Annotated in this window: 18 protein-coding genes and 1 riboswitch; of the genes, 17 read left to right on the top strand and 1 reads right to left on the bottom strand. The window is 43.4% G+C overall.

Features of this window, described 5'->3' with window-relative positions; all coding sequences use genetic code 11:
- Positions 1 to 368 precede the first annotated feature (368 nt).
- From J7E32_RS08805 to J7E32_RS08760, 10 genes are all read left to right on the top strand, one after another.
- Positions 369 to 1,583, top strand: coding sequence for a hypothetical protein (locus J7E32_RS08805; RefSeq protein ID WP_214906512.1), 1,215 nt, complete (start codon positions 369 to 371; stop codon positions 1,581 to 1,583).
- A 91-nt stretch (positions 1,584 to 1,674) separates the two neighbouring features.
- Positions 1,675 to 2,625 (top strand): NAD-dependent epimerase/dehydratase family protein, encoded by a 951-nt coding sequence (locus J7E32_RS08800; RefSeq protein WP_214906511.1) that lies wholly within the window; start codon positions 1,675 to 1,677, stop codon positions 2,623 to 2,625.
- Positions 2,609 to 3,529, top strand: coding sequence for a lysylphosphatidylglycerol synthase transmembrane domain-containing protein (locus J7E32_RS08795; RefSeq protein ID WP_214906510.1), 921 nt, complete (start codon positions 2,609 to 2,611; stop codon positions 3,527 to 3,529). The genes J7E32_RS08800 and J7E32_RS08795 overlap by 17 nt, the downstream gene beginning before the upstream one ends.
- Entirely contained in the window at positions 3,526 to 4,992 is a 1,467-nt protein-coding gene (locus tag J7E32_RS08790) for an alkaline phosphatase family protein (protein ID WP_214906509.1), read from the top strand. The genes J7E32_RS08795 and J7E32_RS08790 overlap by 4 nt, the downstream gene beginning before the upstream one ends.
- A complete protein-coding gene (locus J7E32_RS08785) occupies positions 4,988 to 5,767 on the top strand; it encodes a glycosyltransferase family 2 protein (protein WP_214906515.1) in 780 nt (259 codons plus the stop codon). Before J7E32_RS08790 ends, J7E32_RS08785 begins: the two co-directional genes overlap by 5 nt.
- A 50-nt stretch (positions 5,768 to 5,817) precedes the next feature.
- Complete coding sequence (locus tag J7E32_RS08780; RefSeq protein WP_214906507.1) at positions 5,818 to 6,570, top strand: hypothetical protein; 753 nt, start codon at positions 5,818 to 5,820, stop codon at positions 6,568 to 6,570.
- Positions 6,571 to 6,605: 35 nt separating this feature from the next.
- The gene (locus tag J7E32_RS08775; RefSeq protein WP_214906505.1) at positions 6,606 to 7,535 is read left to right on the top strand and encodes an FTR1 family iron permease; all 930 of its coding nucleotides are present in this window, start codon (positions 6,606 to 6,608) and stop codon (positions 7,533 to 7,535) included.
- Positions 7,536 to 7,644: 109 nt separating this feature from the next.
- Complete coding sequence (locus tag J7E32_RS08770) at positions 7,645 to 9,108, top strand: glycosyltransferase family 39 protein (protein WP_214906504.1); 1,464 nt, start codon at positions 7,645 to 7,647, stop codon at positions 9,106 to 9,108.
- Between the two features lie 15 nt (positions 9,109 to 9,123).
- Positions 9,124 to 10,896, top strand: a complete 1,773-nt coding sequence (uvrC, locus tag J7E32_RS08765; RefSeq protein ID WP_214906502.1) for an excinuclease ABC subunit UvrC — start codon at positions 9,124 to 9,126, stop codon at positions 10,894 to 10,896.
- 69 nt (positions 10,897 to 10,965) lie between these two features.
- A riboswitch (Lysine riboswitch) is annotated at positions 10,966 to 11,143 on the top strand.
- Between the two features lie 163 nt (positions 11,144 to 11,306).
- Positions 11,307 to 12,539, top strand: coding sequence for an aspartate kinase (locus J7E32_RS08760; protein ID WP_214906500.1), 1,233 nt, complete (start codon positions 11,307 to 11,309; stop codon positions 12,537 to 12,539).
- 158 nt (positions 12,540 to 12,697) lie between these two features.
- On the opposite strand, the gene J7E32_RS08755 is transcribed toward J7E32_RS08760, so the two are convergent.
- Positions 12,698 to 13,150: a YslB family protein gene (locus J7E32_RS08755; protein ID WP_214906498.1), complete on the bottom strand. Its 453-nt coding sequence runs from the start codon at positions 13,148 to 13,150 to the stop codon at positions 12,698 to 12,700.
- A gap of 456 nt (positions 13,151 to 13,606) precedes the next feature.
- Here J7E32_RS08755 and J7E32_RS08750 point away from each other — a divergent pair, with 456 nt between their 5' ends.
- From J7E32_RS08750 to gerE, 7 genes are all read left to right on the top strand, one after another.
- Complete coding sequence (locus J7E32_RS08750; RefSeq protein WP_214906496.1) at positions 13,607 to 14,215, top strand: succinate dehydrogenase cytochrome b558 subunit; 609 nt, start codon at positions 13,607 to 13,609, stop codon at positions 14,213 to 14,215.
- An 84-nt stretch (positions 14,216 to 14,299) separates the two neighbouring features.
- A complete protein-coding gene (gene sdhA / locus J7E32_RS08745; RefSeq protein WP_214906494.1) occupies positions 14,300 to 16,057 on the top strand; it encodes a succinate dehydrogenase flavoprotein subunit in 1,758 nt (585 codons plus the stop codon).
- Positions 16,058 to 16,063: 6 nt separating this feature from the next.
- Positions 16,064 to 16,825: a succinate dehydrogenase iron-sulfur subunit gene (gene sdhB / locus J7E32_RS08740; RefSeq protein WP_214906492.1), complete on the top strand. Its 762-nt coding sequence runs from the start codon at positions 16,064 to 16,066 to the stop codon at positions 16,823 to 16,825.
- A 201-nt stretch (positions 16,826 to 17,026) separates the two neighbouring features.
- Complete coding sequence (locus J7E32_RS08735) at positions 17,027 to 17,608, top strand: class D sortase (RefSeq protein WP_214906490.1); 582 nt, start codon at positions 17,027 to 17,029, stop codon at positions 17,606 to 17,608.
- Positions 17,609 to 17,833: 225 nt separating this feature from the next.
- Positions 17,834 to 20,134: a DUF6359 domain-containing protein gene (locus tag J7E32_RS08730; RefSeq protein ID WP_214906488.1), complete on the top strand. Its 2,301-nt coding sequence runs from the start codon at positions 17,834 to 17,836 to the stop codon at positions 20,132 to 20,134.
- Between the two features lie 113 nt (positions 20,135 to 20,247).
- Complete coding sequence (locus tag J7E32_RS08725; RefSeq protein ID WP_214906486.1) at positions 20,248 to 20,715, top strand: acyl-CoA thioesterase; 468 nt, start codon at positions 20,248 to 20,250, stop codon at positions 20,713 to 20,715.
- A gap of 141 nt (positions 20,716 to 20,856) precedes the next feature.
- Positions 20,857 to 21,081, top strand: coding sequence for a spore germination transcription factor GerE (gene gerE / locus J7E32_RS08720; protein ID WP_019154738.1), 225 nt, complete (start codon positions 20,857 to 20,859; stop codon positions 21,079 to 21,081).
- Positions 21,082 to 21,089 lie beyond the last annotated feature (8 nt).

Here is a 21,089-nt window from a genome sequence, read left to right as displayed (position 1 = left end):
GAGTCATCGATGCTCATAAGGATGCATTTAGCAGTTAAACAGACCCTTATGTAGGGTTATCGTTGCTCATAAGGATGCATTTAGAAAGCCATTAAGTCTTGTTATCGTTCCTGCTTTTAGGAGTGCTGCAGAAATCCCGGCTGGCCTATCACCAAAAATCCTCAAATCTATGCCGTTAAACTAGTGGGATCTTAAATTAGGTGTATGAATGGGTATAAGTAATGGAAAAATAACTTTTCACAAGTTTGTCAAAGTTTTCTCACAAAGTTCGTTGACAGTGATAATCATTCTCGCCTATAATAACAAATGTCAATGAAAATCATTATCAATTAAATATGACCAAAACATTACATAGGGGGATATCAACGATGAACAAAAAGCACCTTAAAGTGATCTTTGCAAGTTTCTTAATGGCAACTTCTGTACTAGCTGCATGTGGAGGAGACGAAACAGCTGAGAAGCCTGAAGAGAATAAACAGGCAGAAGCAGATAAAGAAACAGAAGATACAAAAACGGAAGAACCGAAAGCAGTGAACGTAGAAGATACGGATGCTGCCAAGCAGGCTGTGGCTCACGCTGACATGATGACAGAACTAGTAAAAGCTAAAGAAGACCAAGAAGTTAATTGGGGGACTGTGCAGGAAACTTATGAAGCAGGTCTTCAAAAAGATGTAGCTGAACTTACTCCGGAATTCGACCAGGCAATCCAGGCGGCGATTACTGCTGGGGAAAACGGAGAAATGGAACCGATTATCGCTGTACAATTGATCGACAAGACAACTCAATCTTACTTTTATCAAAATCAAAAAGCACTTCAAAAGGAAGCAGTTGCTGCTTTGACTGATGATAAGAAGGAAGATGCTAACCTTGCATTCGTGCAAATCAAGCATCTGGCTGAAAAAGTCTTTATCCCAACAGCTGAGAAACGAGATAACTACTACGAGCTTAGCGGTGATTCAAGCCTTGTTGAGAACATCAACTCAGGATTATCCGCACAGGAAGAAGCTCTGAACTCTGGAAACGCTGAAGACTTCCAGGTTTATCTTCAAGTAACTGATAAATCTATTTACAGAAGCTACTATTTAGCAGCAAAATCCTATGCTGAGAAAATTGAAGCAGGTGTAAAAGAAGGAAAAGATTCGAAAGAGTTATCTATCATGCAGGCTGAGGCATGGGGATTCTATCAAGCGATCAAAGGATCACTTGGCGGTGGAGATGAAGCTGCAGCTGGTCAGCTAGACAAAATTTTCACACTTAACACGACTGATCCTGCCACAATTAAATCTGCAGAAACAAATGCATTATTCGCAAAAGCTGTAGCAGGTAAAATTAAGGGATACTATGAAAAAGCTCCGAAGCTGCTTGCTGAAGGTAATGCGGTAGAAGCAAAAGTAGGTGCAATGGAAGGAAACATGTTCTTGAAAATGCTTCAGGGCCAGATGACTGAAAAATTAGGTGAAGAGAAAGCACAAGCTGTCTTTGCAGATGCAGAGGCATGGTATAATGCCATAGCGGAAAATAAGCCGGAAGATGCAAAAGCAAAAGGCGAAGCAGTCATAAATGCAGTAAATGGTTTGCTTTAAAAATGTAGAGCCGCAGCGATGCGGCTCTGTTTTTACTTTTAAAAGTAAATACTATGGTAAAATTGGCTTGTGTTAAGAAAGAGGTGTAATCGTGAAAATATTGATCACTGGGGGAGCGGGTTTTATCGGGAGCCATCTTGCTGTCAAAATGCTAAAGGAGCAGCATGAGGTGGCGATCATCGATAATTTGCATCCCTATTATTCTGTTGAGAGAAAAAAGCAGCATCTTGATGTAATTAAAGAAGCAGGGGATTATCAATTCTATCCAACAGATCTTCTCAACCGCGATGATACCATAAGCATTATCAAGAAAATCTCCCCGGATGCGATTGTGCACCTCGCTGCATTGCCAGGTGTGGCATACTCAATCCTTCGTCCTCTGGAATACATAGATTATGATGTAAAGGCAACTGTTAATGTACTTGAAGGAGCGGGGCAGGCAGCTGTGAAGCAGGTCATTTTTGCTTCTTCATCATCGGTTTATGGAATGATGAAAAATACACCATTTAAAGAGGAGATGGCTTCTGGCAAACCTATTTCTCCGTACGCGGCCTCAAAATATGCTGCAGAATCCTTTTGCCATGTGTATGGGCACCTTTATGGAATGGATGTTAAAATCCTCAGGTTTTTTACCGTATATGGTCCATGGGGAAGGCCTGATATGGCGATTGCCAATTTCATAAAGAAATTGAAGAACAGGGAAGAGATTACGGTTTTTGGCCAGGGTGGTACTCGTGATTATACATATGTGGGTGACATTGTGAATGGCATTGGCCTTGCACTGCAAAACTTGCAGCAAAGCGCAATCATCAATATCGGTTCTGGGAGGCCGATATCCATGGAACAGCTATTGGACGAGCTCAAGCTTTACTATCCTGATATGAAGCTAAGGCGTGAAGGAAACCGTGCCGGAGACGTGGATAGGACCTGGGCAGATATATCACGGGCACGTGAATTGCTTGGCTATGAACCAGAGACGGACTTTAGAAAAGGAATTGCAGAAACCGTGGCATGGGCTGAGCAGTATGAAGACTTCCTTTAAGAGACTTACCGCCATCCTGCTGATTTCATCATTTCTAATCATGACGTTTTTCTACCTTGATGCAGGCAGGATCCTGGCTGAAATAAAATCCATCCTAACGAAACCTGGAGTGCTATTGTTCATTTTCAGCAGTTATTTTCTTGCCTTTTTGGCAAGAGGATTTGCCTGGAGGCTTTACTTGAACAATAGAGTACGCCTTACAACCTGCATGTACGGCCTGTTTTACAGCTTGTTGCTGAACCACCTCCTGCCTGTCAAAGCGGGGGATTTCGCGCGGATTGGTGTGATGAAAGCAAGGGAGCCTGCCATTACTGGGCATGAAGCCTTTAATTCAGTGGTTATCTTGCGTGTGATGGATACGGCCATCCTCTTTGCGATGGCATCGGCTGGCCTAGCTTTTCTTGAGCTGCCCCTGAATGGCGGGGTGATCCTATGGCTCGCAGTAATTGGTTTTGTATCCACTATCCTTTTTTACATTAAATTCAAGGCTTTTTTTGACAGACAAATATCTATAATGAAAACTGCCTTCTCCGGCTGGCGGGGAATGTGGATCATTGGGTTGACCTTGATTAGCTGGATGCTGGAAGCTGCAGTGATTTATGGGGTTGTATGGAATGGGGAAAACTTAATCAGCTTCGTACAGGCTATCTGGGTAAACAGTATCACGGTTGCGGGGCAAATTTTCCAAATTACACCTGGAGGAATTGCCAGCTATGAGGCGATTATGGTATTCGCACTGGGAGCAAATGGGATAGCCGCAGAAAATGCGTATACAGCTGCGGTAATTACCCATGGACTTAAATATTTATTTTCATTCATCGCTGGAGGGATTGCCATAGCTGCATACCCTGTACCGGCTCATTTATTGAAAAAATGGACTAGAGAAAGGGGCAACGAATCATGAAAAGTGCTTCAAAGTTTGAGAAATTCGCGGCCCGAAGCTGGAATTTACTTAATGAAGGGAAGCCTTTCACGCCAATTTTTACAGTTGGCACAATGGTATTATTTCACCTCGGAGATTTGGGCAATACAGCTGCGCTCACAGAGTTTCTGCTTGCGCTATTGACTGTGCTGCCGTTATTCATCATGTATTTTGTTTATGATTTTCCGCTTTTTTTGAGAAACTATCTGTGGATTCCACTTGTCGTTTTCATCATCGTTTGGCCTGACCTTAATATAAATCTGTTGCTTTTCGCTGCTGGATTATACTTTTTCTTTACAGTGTTTTTCTGGGGCACGTTTTATTATCACCTCAGGATAGGCACTTCCTGGCTTAACTTCACGAGATTTTGGAAGCTTGTTTTGAAAAATAGTGACTCTACCAGCGGCAATGCCCAGGAGCAGCTTCCGAAAGTTTTCCTGCTGCTTTCTCTCTGGGAACTGTCATTCAGTACCTTAACTGCTGGTGCGAATTTACCGTTTTTTGATATTGCTGTTTTTTACGGCTTTATTCTCCTCTTTGCCTTCATTCTCCACAGGTATTTGTTTGACTGGAAGCCAAAGGCGTACGAAACCTACACAAAGGATGAGGGACCTGAAATACCTGAAAATGGACTTTCGGACAAGGTGATTGTCATCGTCATCGATGGTATGAGGAAAGAAAGGTTTTATGAAGCAAATACACCGTTCCTCGATCAGCTAAAAGAGAACGGGACTGAATACTTGAATATGGAAACACTGTATCCTGCAAGGACCGTTGTTTGCTTTAGTTCCATGTTCACCGGGACCTATCCATTTGAGCATGGCATTAAATCCAATATGGTCTATAAGCTTGGAGTCAACACAGAAACAATTTTTGACTCGCTTCGCAAAGTGGGCAAAAGAGGGAGACTCCTTGGCATTGCGCACCTCGTCGATGCGATGGGCAGTGATGTCGAGACAGTTACAGCTGTCATGCATAAGGATAAAGCAGATACAAACATGCTTGCGAGGGCAAGAAAAATCATGGATGAACAGGATCCGGATTTATTCATTGTCCAGATGATCGGTACAGACCAGGTTGGTCATAGCCGCGGCGTCCTCTATGATGATTATATTGAAAAAATCGAAGAAGCTGACGCGCTGATTAAAGACTTTGTTCACTGGCTGGAAGCGGAAGGGAAAATGGAGAACACGACACTTGTAGTATGTGCCGACCATGGACAAGCAGATGGCATCGGCGGGCACGGTCATCTTGATGAAGGAGAACGGTTTGTTCCATTTTTTATGAATGGTCCGCATATTGCCAGAGGAGTTAAAGTCCAGGAAAAACATAGTCTGGTTTCACTGGCACCGACCATTTCCTATCTCATGGGTGCGCCATATCCATCCAGCAGCAGGGGGAAAGTTTTACAGGATGCAATAAAAGCAGAGAAGGATGAGAATTAAATTGAGTAAAGTAATCGTATTTTTGCCGGCTTTCAACGAAGAAGAATCAATTGGTGAAGTAATTGGGAACATTCCACGCAGTTTTGCCGGTGCTGATCAAGTGGAAGTGCTGGTCATTGATGATGGCTCAACAGATGCCACGGTTGCGGAAGCGAAAAAAGCTGGAGCTGACCATATCATAAGCTTTGATAAAAACCGCGGCCTGGGAGCCGCGGTAAGAAAAGGCATGGAGGAATGTTTTAGCATGGGGGCTGATGTCGGCGTCATGATTGATGCTGATGGCGAATATCCCGCATGGCAAATCCCGGACATTGTTAAGCCAATACTAAATGGAGAAACAGATTATACAATGGGTTCCCGTTTTATGGGCACGATAAAAGGAATGAAATTTCATCGCAGGATGGGGAATTATTTTTTCACCTTCCTGCAAACATTATTGTTAAGAAAGTGGCTGTATGATGGCCAATCGGGAATGAGGGCTTTTTCAAGAAAAGTGCTGCAGCATGCTGAAATTATCCATGATTACAATTATGCACAGGTATTGACACTCAATCTGGTCAGAAAAGGATTCAGGGTGCTGGAAGTGCCGATTAAATACAGGGTCAGGACCACTGGAACATCGTTCATTTCCTTCAAGAAATATATGACGAATGTCGTTCCGGCTGTGTACCGTGAAATGTCCAGGCCTGTCTCCAAGGTAGCTGGAGCAGATCAATCCCAAGCTAAAAACAGTAAAAATAGTGACAAAAAAGTGACGATTGTCAAATATGATTGACATCCATATTGATAATCATTATCATTATCATTGTAGGAGGGAAACAGCAAATGAAAAAAGCCATATTTTTTTGTTTTTCATTGATATTGATTCTCATTAACAGTATTCCTTTGTCTGCCAATGCCTATTCATATGGGGATCCCAATGAAGAGAAAGTCGCAGAAGTCTATAAGGAAATGCAGTTGAAACTGGATGAGGACCCTCCAAACTTCTCGGCTGCAACATCCCTGTTTGAAACGGTTAAAGAAGAGATTGATATGCATATGGGAACCGAGCCAGGGGAAGTTATCATGAAAAGTTTGGAAGAAGAAGATAAAGAAGCAACGATTGAGAATATGGAAAAACTTCTCGTGCTGAATGTTGCAAGAAGGCTTGAAAGTATTGAAAAGAGCTTTGAGGAGTATGATACATCAAAGAAGCTGCTGGCAAAAGGTTTTGCTACATATCAAGCGCTTTCGCCAAAGGTTGAAGCAAGTAACCCTGAAACAGATAAAGCAATAAAGGCTGACTTTGATGCTGCACTGGAAGCACTAGGGAATCCCGGACTCTTTGGAGTAGGGAAGAAACCTTCTGACATAAATGTTTTTAAAGAGAAGAAAGAAGAAATCCTGAACACCTTGCAAGATGAATTCGATCTTCCAAGCCTGGAAGTCGGCCATTTTACAGATACAGAAGAAGAAGAAGGCCCTGGCAAAAAGGACTGGACAGATCGTTCGAATATCCGTAACTGGATTCCTTTGATCCTGATTGTCGTGGTCATTGGTGCGATTGTCGTTATTGGTATAAAGAGAAGAAGATCATAAATTTTGATGACACCTTGGAGAGGGGAGAATCAGCAATGGAAGTTCAAGCATTATTGATTACTTTTCGTGAAGTATTAGAAGCGTTATTAATTATTGGAATCATCACAACATACTTAAAGAGGACAGGTAATCCTAAGTATACGAAGTATGTATGGCTCGGGGCAGCACTTGCAATACTTGCAAGCATCGGGGTAGCAATCCTGTTCCAGGTCGTATTCACCGGATTCGCGGCAATGGGCAGTGAGATTTACCTGAAAATCGGAATCATGATTGTGTCGACCATCCTCTTGACCCAAATGGTATTCTGGATGGCTAGCCACAGTAAAGATCTTAAAGGAAACATGGAAGGCAAAATGAACAAGTTCATTTCGACAGGAAACATTGTCGGGATGGTCATCCATTCATTCCTTGTCGTCTTGCGTGAAGGTATTGAGACTGTCTTCTTCTTTGCGGCAATCACAGGCGGCAACATCGGTGCAGCCATGCAGGGATGGGGAGCAATTACGGGTACACTGATTGCGATCGCTGTCTCATACATGTTCTTCAAAGGAACGATGAAGGTTAAGCTGAAGACCTTCTTCCAAATCACTGGCGCATTCATCATCCTGATTTCTGCCGGATTGCTAGTTCAGGCGATTTCAATGATGCAGGATGTCAACATGATTGGCAGCGTAATGTATCATGTGTACGATATTACATGGCTATTGCCTGAACATCCAATTGATTACGCACATTACCTCCGTGATACTGGTGTTGCTCCGCTTATCTCTGGTGATGTGGGCATCTTCCTGAAGGCTCTGTTTGGATACTCATCGATGCCTTCGATCGAAGAAGTCATTGCGTATATCGGATACTTTGGGGCGATCTACCTGCTGACTTCATCACGCAGCCCTAAAAAAGTGAAGGCTGTTGAAAACAATGCTGCAGAGAATAAGAAAGTAGTATTGAACCCGCAAGCTAAATAATCAATCAGATTCGAGGCTTCATGATCCTCTCTCCAAAAAAGTACAGGGAATTTCCTTGTACTTTTTTCATACGTAAAAACGATTCCCCTGGAAAGTTAGTTGATGCAAAATGATGAATTTAGAAAAATTGAACAGAGTAATCATGGTTGGACTGAGTTTACTGGCGGTCCTTTACATTTTCGTCGACCAGTTGAGTTCACTTAATCCATTCGTATCTTCCTGGGACCAAGTTGACTTTACCCTGGCAATGGACAGGTATGACTTGCGAGCGATGCAGCCGCATTTTCCCGGTTATCCATACTTTATTTTTGGGGGCATGCTTGTCAATTCTTTGGCAGAAACCTCAAATCAGGCATTGGTTTTATTTAATGTGCTGGTTTACGGCAGCTCGATTTTGCCTGTTTATTTCCTCGGTAAAAGATATATTCCCGGTGTAAGTGCCTTTCTTGTCGCGGCTGCAATTTATACTGCCAGTTATCCACTGATCATTGTGAACCAGCCAATGTCAGAGGGTGCAGCACTTGCTGCTTTTTGGTGGTACTTCTGGAGCATCGCCGCAGCAGAGTCGAGGCCGGCTGGCAAATGGATGCTGCTTCCACTGTTTTTATTCAGTATTCTGTTGGGTATCAGGCTGAGCTACATTCCGATGGGCATCGGACTTGTATATCTTATATATAGAAAATGGGCAAAAAGGGAGATTGCCCTGGGCGGTGTTGTCAAATATGTGCTCATCGCTGGATTGTTCCAGTTAATCTGGGTTGGAGCGCTAGTCATTTCTGAAGGTGGGATCGTTAATTTCCTCGAGCTTGCTTTTGGGTTTACTGGAGGGCATTTTCAGGAATGGGGAGGCACTTCGGTATCCAATGAACTGTCCATTTGGGCAAGGATGAAAACATTCCTGTTTACCAACATTTTATGGTGGGGAATCTTTTCACGAACAACTGTTTTGATGGTATTATATATAGTTATCGGCATCTTAATTTTTTTGCCAGCATCGAACAGGAAAATTTATAAAGAAGGCAGCTTTCATTTGGGTACTTTGCTGCTGTTCGCCTATGCTGTTTGGGCACTTTTCGCCCAGAATATTGATAAGCCGAGGCATATCCTGCCGATTGCGCTGTTGCTCGCGTTTCTTGGTCTGACTATCTATTTGAAAAAATGGTCAGGGGGCTATGCCGGTGTTCTGGTAATCGTCGTTATCATTGCCCAGGCAATGATTTCTTCGGATTATTTGCAAAATCAAGCTGAATTAGAGCCGGCTGTTTATCAGCTTGCCGATTATCTTGAAGAGCAGCAAGAGGATTTCATTCTTTATACTTGGGAAGAAACAAGAGTTTTGCAGTTTTTAAAAATGCCTTATCCGCATAAACGAATCTATACTTATAAGATTTTCCTTCACGATCAGGGGCTATATAAAGGGAAGACGATTTATTTAACAAACAGTGTTGTTGACGGCTTCCGTTCCCAGGGCTTTGAACCTGGAGGGAAGCTTGAGAAGGTAGAAACATTTACGTCAGATAAAATTTTTGACCCAGTCTATCATAAGATTATTCTATATAAATGGACACCGTAACAGGAGGTGAACGGCATGAATGAACAAATCAGGAATAAACTTGCTCTTCTCCCTGCGCAGCCAGGTTGTTATTTAATGAAGGACAGGCAGGGGACGATCATTTACGTTGGGAAAGCGAAAGTATTGAAGAACAGGGTGCGTTCTTATTTTACAGGATCGCATGACGGCAAAACGCTGCGCCTTGTTAATGAAATTGAGGATTTTGAGTATATCGTCACCTCCTCCGACATGGAAGCGCTGCTTCTAGAAATAAACCTGATCAAGAAATATGATCCAAAATACAACATCATGCTAAAGGATGACAAGAGCTATCCATTCATCAAGCTGACGGCAGAAAGGCATCCAAAGCTGATCATTACTAGAAAAGTAAAGAAGGATAGCGGCAAATACTTCGGGCCATATCCCAATGTACAGGCGGCGAATGAGACGAAAAAGCTGCTGGACAGGATTTATCCGCTCCGTAAGTGCTCGACTCTGCCCGACCGTGTCTGCCTTTATTATCATATGGGGCAGTGTCTTGCTCCCTGCGTCAAGGACGTAAGCAAGGAAGAGTATAAGCAGATTACAGATGAGATTACGCGGTTCCTCAACGGGGGATATAAAGAAATCAAGGAAGATTTGACGGTGAAAATGGCTGCGGCTGCCGAAGAACTTGATTTTGAACGTGCCAAGGAATTTCGGGACAAGATCGCCCATATTGAGGCAACGATGGAAAAGCAGAAGATGACGACGACAGACTTTACGGACCGGGATGTGTTTGGCTATGCTGTCGACAAGGGCTGGATGTGTGTTCAGGTCTTCTTTATCCGTCAGGGAAAGTTGATCGAACGAGAGGTTTCAATGTTCCCGATCCACAATGAACCTGAAGAAGATATCCTCACATACCTGGGCCAATTTTACTCAAAAAATGAGCATTTCAAGCCGAAGGAAGTATTGGTTCCAGAGGGCGTGGACCTGGAATTGGCAGAGGGACTGCTTGAAGTGAAAGTGCTGAAACCGCAGCGCGGAAAGAAAAAGGAGCTCGTCCATTTAGCGTCCAAAAATGCCAGTATCGCCCTGACAGAGAAATTTTCGTTAATTGACCGTGATGAGGAGCGGACAATCAAGGCTGTTGAAAATCTTGGCCAGCAAATGGGCATTTACACTCCTCATCGCATTGAGTCTTTTGATAACTCCAATATCCAGGGAACAGATCCGGTATCCGCGATGATTGTCTTTATCGACGGCAAGCCAGAAAAAAGAGAATATCGCAAATATAAAATTAAGTCAGTTAAAGGTCCGGATGACTATGAATCGATGAGGGAAGTCGTGAGGCGCAGGTATACTCGTGTCTTGAAAGAGGGACTGCCGCTGCCGGATTTGATTATCATCGATGGCGGAAAAGGACATATTGAATCCGCGCGTGATGTGCTGGAGAATGAACTTGGACTTGACATTCCTATTGCCGGTTTAGCGAAGGATGACAAGCACAGGACTTCTCAGCTGCTGTATGGCAACCCGCTACAGGTAATAGAACTGCCGCGAAACAGCCAGGAGTTTTATCTGCTGCAAAGAATCCAGGATGAAGTCCACCGGTTCGCGATTACCTTCCACCGCCAGTTAAGAGGCAAAAGTGCCTTTCAGTCACTGCTTGATGATATCCCGGGCATTGGCGAAAAACGCAAGAAAGCACTGTTGAAGCATTTCGGTTCGGTGAAAAAGATGAGAGAAGCCACTTTGGAAGAGCTGAATGCTGCCGGCCTTCCAGCTAATGTTGCGGAGGAACTATATCAGAAATTACAGAATTAATGTAGCATTCTATTTTTAGGTGTGCTATAATGATAAAAATTTCATATAGCTATCACTTTAGAGCATTAAAGTGAAGATAGAGGTGCGAACTTCAAGAGTAAAAGTCAGGAGAATTGTAGGATTCGAGGATGGACTTTGAAAGGGGATGTTTGCCGAAGTGGGGAAATGCCTATCGATTTTCTCGCTGGTCCTGCGTTGAATAAACGCTGGATTGTCAAGATTGCCATCTTGGAGTGCTATCTCATGTTGCAGCGTATATACACGTTTATCAAGCAATGGGAGCCACTTCCATTGCTTTTTCTGTTTTTATGGACCTTTTTTTAATGAAGGACCGGGAAAAGTTACATATGCGGCGTGGCCATGAAACTCTATTAGAGGCAAAATACAGAATGAAGAGGCAGGGGAACCTAATGGGATTGATTGTACAGAAATTTGGCGGAACATCGGTTGGCAATGTCGAAAGAATCAGGAACGCTGCAAGCAGGACAGCGGAAGAACTGCAGAACGGCAACAATGTGGTAGTAGTTGTCTCAGCAATGGGCAAGACGACGGACCATCTTGTGGATATGGCGAATGATATTTCCAGCGCGCCATCAAAAAGAGAAATGGATATGCTTTTGACAACAGGAGAGCAAATTACCATTGCACTCTTTTCCATGGCATTGGCGCAAAATGGCATTGATGCCGTTTCCTATACTGGCTGGCAGGCTGGAATCAAAACGGAGGCTGTCCACGGGAACGCCCGGATTGTCGATATTGAGACTGACAGGATTGCCAATGATTTAGAGAGTGGCAAGGTGGTCATTGTCGCGGGATTCCAGGGGGTCACTGATGATGGTGAAATCACCACACTTGGACGCGGCGGGTCAGATACCACAGCAGTAGCACTTGCGGCGGCTTTGAAGGCGGATAAATGCGATATCTATACAGATGTGACTGGCGTGTTCACGACTGACCCAAGATATGTGAAAAGCGCGAGAAAATTGCTGAGTGTTTCATATGATGAAATGCTAGAGTTGGCAAACCTGGGTGCAGGTGTGCTCCACCCTCGTGCAGTGGAATTCGCGAAAAACTATGGATTGCCGCTTGAAGTAAGATCCAGTATGGAGAAAGAAAGAGGCACGATCATCGAGGAGGAAAATGAAATGGAACAGAATTTAATCGTACGCGGAGTAGCGTTTGAAGACCAAATCACGAGAGTATCAGTTCTTGGAGTAAGCACTTCACTAAGAGGACTTTCTACTATATTCACAACACTTGCACAGAACCATATCAATGTCGACATCATCGTCCAGAGCCGTACTGAAGCAGGGTTAGCCAATATTTCCTTCTCCATTAAGAGCAACGACCTCCCGGAGGTACTGGACGTATTGGAACGCAATAAAGAAGCATTGAACTACCAAGCGGTCGAATCCGAAACCGGCCTGGCAAAGGTGTCGATTGTAGGTTCCGGAATGGTTTCCAATCCAGGCGTAGCCGCCAAAATGTTTGAAGTCCTTGAAGGACACGGTATCCAGGTGAAGATGGTTAGCACATCAGAAATCAAAGTCTCCACCGTAGTTGAAGAAAAGCAAATGGTAAATGCAGTCGAATCATTGCATGAAGCATTTGAGTTATACTCCGAAGCTGTTAAGACGAATTAATGTGCGGATAAAAGGAAAAGCGAAGGATTATCGTCACATTAAAGCGGAGCATGGAGTGAAATTGAGGCAAATGTAGTTTGGAAATAATAGCTGGGGAAGGTAACTAGCGTTTAAAAGGGCACAGCAATGGTTTTGCTGTGCCCTGGCATTATTCATTACTACTCAATATGATCATTCTTATCCCATTTGATCGTGAACAGGATTTTTGATGACTTTTTATTGGGGTGTTCGAAGGCTTCGGCTGTTACTTTTTTCTGTTGTTCCATTTGTTGGGCGATGAAGCCTGCTTCTAGCTGGAAAGTGGTTTTTGGGTTGTTTTTCAGTCGGGAGGAAATTAGCTCGCTGCCAAGTTCAAGCACCATTTCTCTTCGGGCTTCTTCTTTGATGGTAAGTGTGCCCCAGCCGGCATCCTGGAAAAAGCGGATGGTTTCGTCAAGGGTTTCTAATGGGAACTTTCGGGCAAGGCGTTTTCCGGCCCAATATAGGATTTCTGGCGTATCTTTGCCGAGCAATTCCGGCAGAAGGACTTCCCTTATCAATTCGTATCCAAACGCAGGGACATCCTGTGGGACGCTCTCAATTTTTTGCTCAGAAGTAGTTATTTCGCTCATGTTCTCCCCTCTTTCTATCACTCTATTATAAACAATTTGCCGCGAAAACATTAAATTAAAAAGTTGTTAAATTTTGCTTGGCATTAGAAATTCTATAAAATTTTTCCATGTTGATACCATACCCGAAACTTTAGTATCCAAAAATTATTGTTCCGGGAAATTTTAATCAGCTGTGTTCAATTGGCAATAGTATTATTTTAATATATTCTTTAACGCGTTGGAATAATTAGAAAGTGGCATTTTTACAATATCAATATATTTTAAAAATTTTATTTATATAAGCATTTTTATGTATCCGTTTTCTTGACGCTCTATTATGATGGGAGTAAAATGAACATGTCACATAATTGTAAGAAATGCTTTTTTTTTGATGTTGGGTTGAATCAATCTGTTAGGTTAATAGGGATGGGGAGACAAGCCTGAACATCATGGCCAAATTTCAAGGGGGGTATACATATGGCAGGTAGACAAGAGTTTTATTGGCGGAGGCTGCATTCTTTGCTGGGTGTCATTCCAGTAGGTCTTTTCCTTATGCAGCACCTTGTAGTCAACCATTTTGCTACAGGGGGAGAAGAATCATTCAATAGCGCAGCACATTTTATGGAGCAGTTGCCTTTCAGGTATTTTCTAGAAATTTTCATTATCTTCTTACCATTATTATTCCATGCAATCTACGGTCTTTATATTGCTTTTACAGCTAAAAACAATATAGGCCAATACAGCCATTTCAGGAACTGGATGTTCATGCTGCAGCGTGTGTCTGGTGTCATCACATTGATTTTCGTGGCATGGCATGTATGGGAAACTCGTATTGCTGCAGCATTTGGTGCAGACGTTAACTTCCAGATGATGGAGACGATTCTATCAACTCCATTTATGCTATGGTTCTATTTAATTGGTGTTATTTCTACTACTTTCCACTTTGCGAACGGATTATGGTCATTCTTCGTAAGCTGGGGCATCACTGTAACACCACGTTCACAAGTGATTTCTACTTACGTCACTATCGGAGTTTTCATTGCGCTTTCCATCGTAGGTGTCCGCGCAATCCTGGCATTCGTATAAGACCTTTTCTGGACTATACGCAGAAAAAGATTTACTTTTGATCGGATATGAAAGACAGACATGGATTTAAGGGAGTGAGTCACGATGAGTAAAGGTAAGGTGATCGTAGTCGGCGGCGGTTTGGCTGGCTTAATGGCTACAATTAAAGTTGCAGAAACAGGAACTCCTGTTGAACTGTTTTCTCTTGTGCCGGTAAAACGTTCCCACTCTGTATGTGCACAGGGCGGAATCAATGGCGCAGTAAATACGAAAGGTGAAGGTGACTCTCCATGGGAGCACTTTGATGATACAGTATACGGCGGTGACTTCCTTGCGAACCAGCCTCCGGTTAAGGCTATGGCTGAAGCAGCGCCTGGCATCATTCACCTTCTTGACCGTATGGGAGTTATGTTCAACCGTACGCCGGAAGGTTTGCTTGATTTCCGCCGCTTTGGTGGTACTCAGCACCACCGTACAGCATTTGCTGGTGCGACAACTGGACAGCAGCTTCTATACGCTTTGGATGAGCAGGTTCGCCGCCATGAAGTGGCTGGCTTGGTCACAAAGTACGAAGGCTGGGAATTCCTTGGAATAATCAAGGACGAAGAAGGTGTGTGCCGCGGAGTCGTAGCACAGAACCTGACTTCAATGGAAATCAAATCATTTGCTGCTGATGCTGTGATCATGGCAACTGGCGGCCCAGGGATCATTTTCGGAAAAACAACGAACTCAGTTATCAACACGGGTTCAGCTGCTGCAATCGTATACCAGCAGGGCGGTTATTACGCCAACGGTGAATTCATCCAGATCCACCCGACAGCAATCCCAGGGGATGACAAACTCCGCCTGATGAGTGAATCTGCCCGCGGTGAGGGTGGACGAGTTTGGACGTATAAAGATGGAAAGCCGTGGTACTTCCTTGAAGAAAAGTATCCTGCTTATGGAAACCTTGTACCGCGTGATATCGCGACACGTGAAATCTTTGACGTGTGCGTAAGCCAGAAGCTTGGCATCAACGGTGAGAACATGGTTTATCTTGACCTTTCACATAAAGATCCTAAAGAGCTTGATATCAAGCTTGGCGGAATCATCGAAATCTATGAGAAATTCATGGGCGATGATCCAAGAAAAGTTCCTATGAAAATATTCCCTGCAGTTCACTATTCTATGGGTGGACTATGGGTTGACTATGATCAAATGACAAACATTCCAGGCTTGTTTGCTGCAGGTGAGGTTGATTATTCACAGCACGGTGCGAACCGTCTTGGCGCTAACTCACTATTGTCTGCAATCTATGGCGGTATGGTAGCAGGTCCAAACGCAATCCGTTATATCAACGGTCTTGAAAAGAGCTCAGATGCTGTTTCTTCAGCACTATTTGATGGTGCAGTTAAGATGGAGCAGGAGAAGTGGAATAATGTAATGTCACTGGATGGCACTGAAAACGCATATGTTCTTCACAAAGAGCTTGGCGAATGGATGACTGACAATGTGACTGTGGTTCGCTACAATGACAGACTGAAGAAAACCGATGATAAAATCGTTGAACTGATGGAGCGTTACAAAAATATCAATATCAACGATACAGCAAAATGGAGCAACCAGGGTGCGGTGTTCACACGCCAGCTTCAAAATATGCTTCAGCTTGCACGTGTTATTACAATCGGTGCATATAACCGTAACGAAAGCCGTGGGGCTCACTATAAACCTGAATTCCCAGATCGTAATGATGAGGACTTCTTGAAAACAACGATGGCGAAGTTTGTTGATGCAAACTCTGCGCCAGCTTTCCACTATGAAGAAGTTGATACTTCATTAATCCAACCGCGTAAGCGCGATTACTCTAAGAAGAAGGGGGAGTAATAAGGCATGTCAGAGAATAAAACTGTTACTTTTGTAATCAGCCGTCAGGATACTCCTGAATCAGCCCCTTATGAAGAAACGTTTGTATTAGATTATCGACCAAATATGAACGTTATTTCGGCACTGATGGAAATCCGACGTAACCCTGTGAACTCAAAAGGTGAAGCCACGACTCCGATTGCTTGGGATATGAACTGTCTTGAAGAAGTTTGTGGTGCGTGTTCAATGGTCATCAATGGCCGCCCGCGCCAGTCATGCTCAGCGCTGGTAGATCAGCTTGAGCAGCCGATCAGGCTTGAGCCAATGAGAACATTCCCGGTTGTCCGTGACCTTCAGGTTGACCGCAGCCGCATGTTCGATTCTTTGAAGCGTGTTAAAGCATGGGTGCCAATCGATGGTACTTACGACCTTGGACCTGGTCCACGTATGCCAGAGAAAAAGCGTCAGTGGGCATATGAACTTTCCAAGTGTATGACATGTGGTGTCTGCCTGGAGGCTTGCCCTAACGTAAACGACAAGTCAGACTTCATCGGGCCACAGCCATTGTCACAGGTTCGTCTCTTCAATGCACACCCAACAGGTGCTTTGAACAAAGGCGAGCGTCTTGAAACAATCATGGGAGATGGCGGACTCGCAAACTGCGGAAACTCACAGAACTGCGTCCAGTCTTGCCCGAAAGGCATCCCATTGACAACTTCAATCGCCGCCTTGAACCGTGATACAACACTGCAGGCATTCAAAAACTTCTTCGGAAGCGATCAGGTATAAAAAAGCGCAAGCGCCTTGTCCAGCCCTGAAAAGCGCTGGAACTGGACAGTAATCTAAGTGTGAAGGTTTATACTTAATTTTAAACAAGCCACCTCCTTTTCTTATGGAAAGGGAGGTTTTTTCTTTTACGGCTAAAATAGTACTTTTTTACAGGGGGAATTCCTTGGTATACTTTACTAAAGGCATAAATGGGAGCGGTATATGAAACTTACAAAGATATTGGCGATTGGGATTGTTGTTAGTGGTGTAGTTATCCTGGGGATTGGTTTGTTTCAGTTATGGGACATTAAACGCCAGGAGGAGATTTCCCTTGAGGCAGCAAAAGAATTGGTACAGGAAGATAGACCGAAGGCCAACAAGGAAGAATTCAAGCCTGAGACAGGAGAGGCTTCTGGATTGCTGGTGATTCCAAAAATCAATGCGGAATTGGCAATAGTAGAAGGAACGGATGCTGACGACCTTGAAAAAGGTGTTGGCCACTATAAAGGCTCGTTCTACCCTGAGGAAAATGGACAAATTGTCCTCTCAGGACATCGTGATACAGTCTTTCGCAAAGCAGGTGATTTGGTACTAGGGGACCAATTGAAGATGAAAATGCCTTATGGTGATTATACATACGAGATCACCGGCACGAAAATTGTCAGAGCAGATGATACCAGTATCATTACCCTCCAAAATTCCGAAGAAGAGCTCGTTTTAACAACATGCTATCCATTCAGCTATGTAGGTGATGCGCCCGACCGTTATATTATTTATGCGAAAAGGACATCGGATGATCATTGAATCAAAAATACTATGTAAAGTAAGCCAGGACCAATAGTCCTGGCTTGCTTTCTTGTTATCTAGTAAATAAGTTCGCCTTTTAATAAAACGTTTTCATCCTATAGATTCATTTTTCAGTATTTAACAAAAAACTTACATTCACTTCATGAAAAGGCGTAATTATCCATGTTATATTTCACTTGGCGGAATACTATAAATTCCGACAAATTTATAGGAGGAATATATATGGGGAATATAAAGCTTAAAACATTTTCCTGGCTGACAGCAGTTATTTTACTAGTAAGCTATGCGATACCGTTTTCTGGTCAAGCATCCGCTGAAACCGTTATGACTGTCCAGCAGGCAATAGAAAATAACAATGGTACAGGTACAGTTGAAGGATACATAGTTGGACATACAACAGGGACTAATTCATACGACCATGAAGCACCCTTTGGAAATGATTATAACTTTGCACTGGCGGATCGGCCTGATGAAACAGATCCTGCAAAGATACTGCCAGTTCAAATAAGTCCTTCTTATAGAGACGCATTTGGCTTACAAACCAATCCAGAAATTGTCGGGAAAAAGGTACGGGTTACAGGATCGCTGACTGCCTATTTCACTGTCCCCGGCTTAAAATCCCCATCGGCTATGGTGTTCGCTGACGGCAGCGGCGGAGAACCAGGAGACCCAGGTGAGCCTGGCGAGCCTGAGCCACCAGCAGTCACTGGTTTAAAAATCCATGATATCCAGGGTGATGGACATGCTTCACCATATAAGGACCAGCAGGTAGGCGGTGTTACAGGTATTGTAACTAAGGTTGAAGGAAACAATGCTTTCTTCATGCAGGATCCGGAAGATGATGACAATCCGAATACATCGGAAGCTATCTATGTTTACCAAAAGGCTCATGGCCTCACTGAAGGTGATCAGGTCGAAGTAGATGGATTTGTGAAGGAATGGGTACTTGAAGGTTACAGTGAAAAGCTGCAGACAGACCTTGCCATGACTGAAATCAACGCTACGGCAGTTCGAAAGCTGGCATCAGGACTGGAACTGCCAGAGCCGGTGATCATAGGCGAAGACCGCATCATGCCAACCGAGATCATTGACAATGATCAGTTTAATGTGTTCGATCCTTCTGAGGATGGCATCGATTTTTATGAAAGTCTAGAAGGAATGAGAATCGGAGTAGATAGTCCACAGGTAATTGGCCCTCAGAAGTATGGCGAAGTACCGGTCATCGCCAATAAGGTGGATGGGAAAGTATACAGTCCGCAAGGCGGAATCCTGCTGACTGAGGAAAGCTCTAATCCTGAAAGAATGTTCCTGCTCATCGACCGGGACTTTGTAGCAAAAGCAGGCGACCATTTTAACGGCCTGGTTACAGGTGTTGTGAGCTATAGCTTCTCCAACTTTAAAATTCTCGTTGACCAGGAAACTCTTCCAGAGCTGGTTGAGAGTGAATTGGTCGAGGATTATGCCACTTTCGAGCAGAAAGAGAATAAACTGACGATCGCAAGCTATAATATTGAGAATTTTTCTGCAGAAACTAATGCGGCTAAGACTGCTAGAATTGCAGAATCAATCATCAATAACTTAAAGACACCTGATATTGTCGGTCTGGTAGAGGTACAGGATAATGATGGCCAGACTGCCAGCGGCTCCGCAGATGCGACACAAAGCTACCAGGCTTTGATTGATGAAATTATTGCACAAGGCGGACCTGCCTACAACTGGACCGACATTGCCCCTGAGTATAACCAGGATGGCGGAGCGCCTGGCGGGAACATTCGGGTTGGATACTTATATAACCCTGAACGAGTTCAACTTAAGGAAGCTCCAAAAGGCACAGCTACAGATGCTGTTGCCTATGAAAATGGCGACCTTACTTTGAATCCAGGAAGAATTGATCCACAGAATCCTATTTTTGAAGATACTAGAAAGCCATTGGCTGCTGAGTTTGTATTCAAAGGGCAGGAAGTAATTGTCATAGCGAATCATTTTAACTCAAAAGGCGGGGATGATCCATTATTTGGCAAGATTCAGCCACCGGTGCTGGACAGCGAAGTGAAAAGAATCGAGATTGCAAAATTGCTCAATGAATTTATTGCAGGCATACATGCAGAAGATCCAAAGGCAAATGTTATTGTTCTAGGCGATTTGAATGACTTCGAATTTTCCAAGCCAATTGAGGTTCTGGAAAACGGACAATTGACTAACATGATCAAGACTTTGCCAGAAGGTGAGAGGTTCACTTACAACTACCAGGGGAATTCACAGGTGTTGGATCATATTCTTGTATCCAATCATCTCGCTGATCAAACAGAGGCTGATATTATCAATATCAACTCCTTGTATATGGAAGAGCATGGACGAGCAAGTGACCATGATCCTGTAATGGTGCAAATTCATTTGAATAATGGGCAAAGGCAGTGTCCGGATTCAAGTGGCAAAGGAACAGGAAAGCAGAATGAAGATAACGGAAAGCATTTAGGGCACGAGAAGAAAGCAAAGGCCTGTGGTTATGACAAGGCTAGCTGATCTAATCGGAAGGATTGGAAATTCCAATCCTTCTTTTTTATTCCCAAAAACCCTAAATATATTTATAATAAAGAAAAGAATGAATGTTCATTCAGTTTTCGGGAGGTTTCAACATGAAGAAGATGGAATACATTAATGAGATTGTAAGCTGGGAAGAGGAGTTTGAATTTTTTTACCAGGTGAAGGTTCGGTTTTCGGAAACAGATATGTTTGGGCACTTAAATAACACTGTCCCGTTTACATATTTCGAACAGGCGAGGATTGAGTATTTTAAGAGCCAGGGGTTCATGCAGGATTGGGTCAAACCGGAGAATGAGACGATTCCGGTTGTTGCCGATCTGCAATGTGATTATTTAAGCCAGATTTTTTTTGATGAGGACCTAAGAATCTATGTGAAGGCCAACTCAATTGGAAATTCCTCTGTAGATCTTCACTATATGGTCAAAAAAGCAGACGGCTCGATATGCCTGACTGGAAGGGGAACGATCGTTCAAATTTCCAAGAAAACAGGCAAGGGAGTAGCCTGGACAGAGGATATGAGGAACATGTTTTCAGAAAGCAAGAAATCCGTCGTTAAATAAGTTTTGTGTAATTTATTAAAAATTGTCATGAAGTCCCTTAAATATTGTCACTACAGTTCTTTCCTTCACATATGATATTTTGACTAAATTTATACCCACCCCGCAGTTCACAGCTGGCGAAGGCAAGGAGGGTTACAATACTTGAAGGAAAATGAATATACTCACAAGCCATTACTCACTAAACGCGAAAGAGAAGTTTTCGAACTGTTAGTACAAGACAAAACAACAAAAGAGATCGCTAGTGAATTATTTATCAGCGAAAAAACGGTTCGGAACCATATTTCAAACGCCATGCAAAAGCTTGGTGTAAAGGGGCGTTCCCAAGCTGTTGTAGAGCTCCTGCGTATGGGAGAGCTAGAACTTTAATCATGACC

The sequence above is a fragment of the Bacillus sp. ISL-55 genome, assembly GCF_018613155.1.
In the GTDB taxonomy this organism is placed as follows: Bacteria; Bacillota; Bacilli; order Bacillales; family Cytobacillaceae; genus Mesobacillus.
This window is presented reverse-complemented; position numbering and strand designations above follow the sequence as displayed.

Excerpts from the sequence above, each read along its gene's own strand:
- J7E32_RS08795 (WP_214906510.1), top strand. The coding sequence starts at position 2,609 with ATGAAGACTTCCTTTAAGAGACTTACCGCCATCCTGCTGATTTCATCA.
- sdhB (WP_214906492.1), top strand. The coding sequence starts at position 16,064 with ATGTCAGAGAATAAAACTGTTACTTTTGTAATCAGCCGTCAGGATACT.
- J7E32_RS08805 (WP_214906512.1), top strand. The coding sequence starts at position 369 with ATGAACAAAAAGCACCTTAAAGTGATCTTTGCAAGTTTCTTAATGGCA.
- J7E32_RS08790 (WP_214906509.1), top strand. The coding sequence starts at position 3,526 with ATGAAAAGTGCTTCAAAGTTTGAGAAATTCGCGGCCCGAAGCTGGAAT.
- J7E32_RS08775 (WP_214906505.1), top strand. The coding sequence starts at position 6,606 with ATGGAAGTTCAAGCATTATTGATTACTTTTCGTGAAGTATTAGAAGCG.
- sdhA (WP_214906494.1), top strand. The coding sequence starts at position 14,300 with ATGAGTAAAGGTAAGGTGATCGTAGTCGGCGGCGGTTTGGCTGGCTTA.
- J7E32_RS08760 (WP_214906500.1), top strand. The coding sequence starts at position 11,307 with ATGGGATTGATTGTACAGAAATTTGGCGGAACATCGGTTGGCAATGTC.
- J7E32_RS08750 (WP_214906496.1), top strand. The coding sequence starts at position 13,607 with ATGGCAGGTAGACAAGAGTTTTATTGGCGGAGGCTGCATTCTTTGCTG.
- J7E32_RS08725 (WP_214906486.1), top strand. The coding sequence starts at position 20,248 with ATGAAGAAGATGGAATACATTAATGAGATTGTAAGCTGGGAAGAGGAG.
- J7E32_RS08730 (WP_214906488.1), top strand. The coding sequence starts at position 17,834 with ATGGGGAATATAAAGCTTAAAACATTTTCCTGGCTGACAGCAGTTATT.
- J7E32_RS08780 (WP_214906507.1), top strand. The coding sequence starts at position 5,818 with ATGAAAAAAGCCATATTTTTTTGTTTTTCATTGATATTGATTCTCATT.
- uvrC (WP_214906502.1), top strand. The coding sequence starts at position 9,124 with ATGAATGAACAAATCAGGAATAAACTTGCTCTTCTCCCTGCGCAGCCA.
- J7E32_RS08735 (WP_214906490.1), top strand. The coding sequence starts at position 17,027 with ATGAAACTTACAAAGATATTGGCGATTGGGATTGTTGTTAGTGGTGTA.
- J7E32_RS08755 (WP_214906498.1), bottom strand. The coding sequence starts at position 13,150 with ATGAGCGAAATAACTACTTCTGAGCAAAAAATTGAGAGCGTCCCACAG.
- J7E32_RS08770 (WP_214906504.1), top strand. The coding sequence starts at position 7,645 with ATGATGAATTTAGAAAAATTGAACAGAGTAATCATGGTTGGACTGAGT.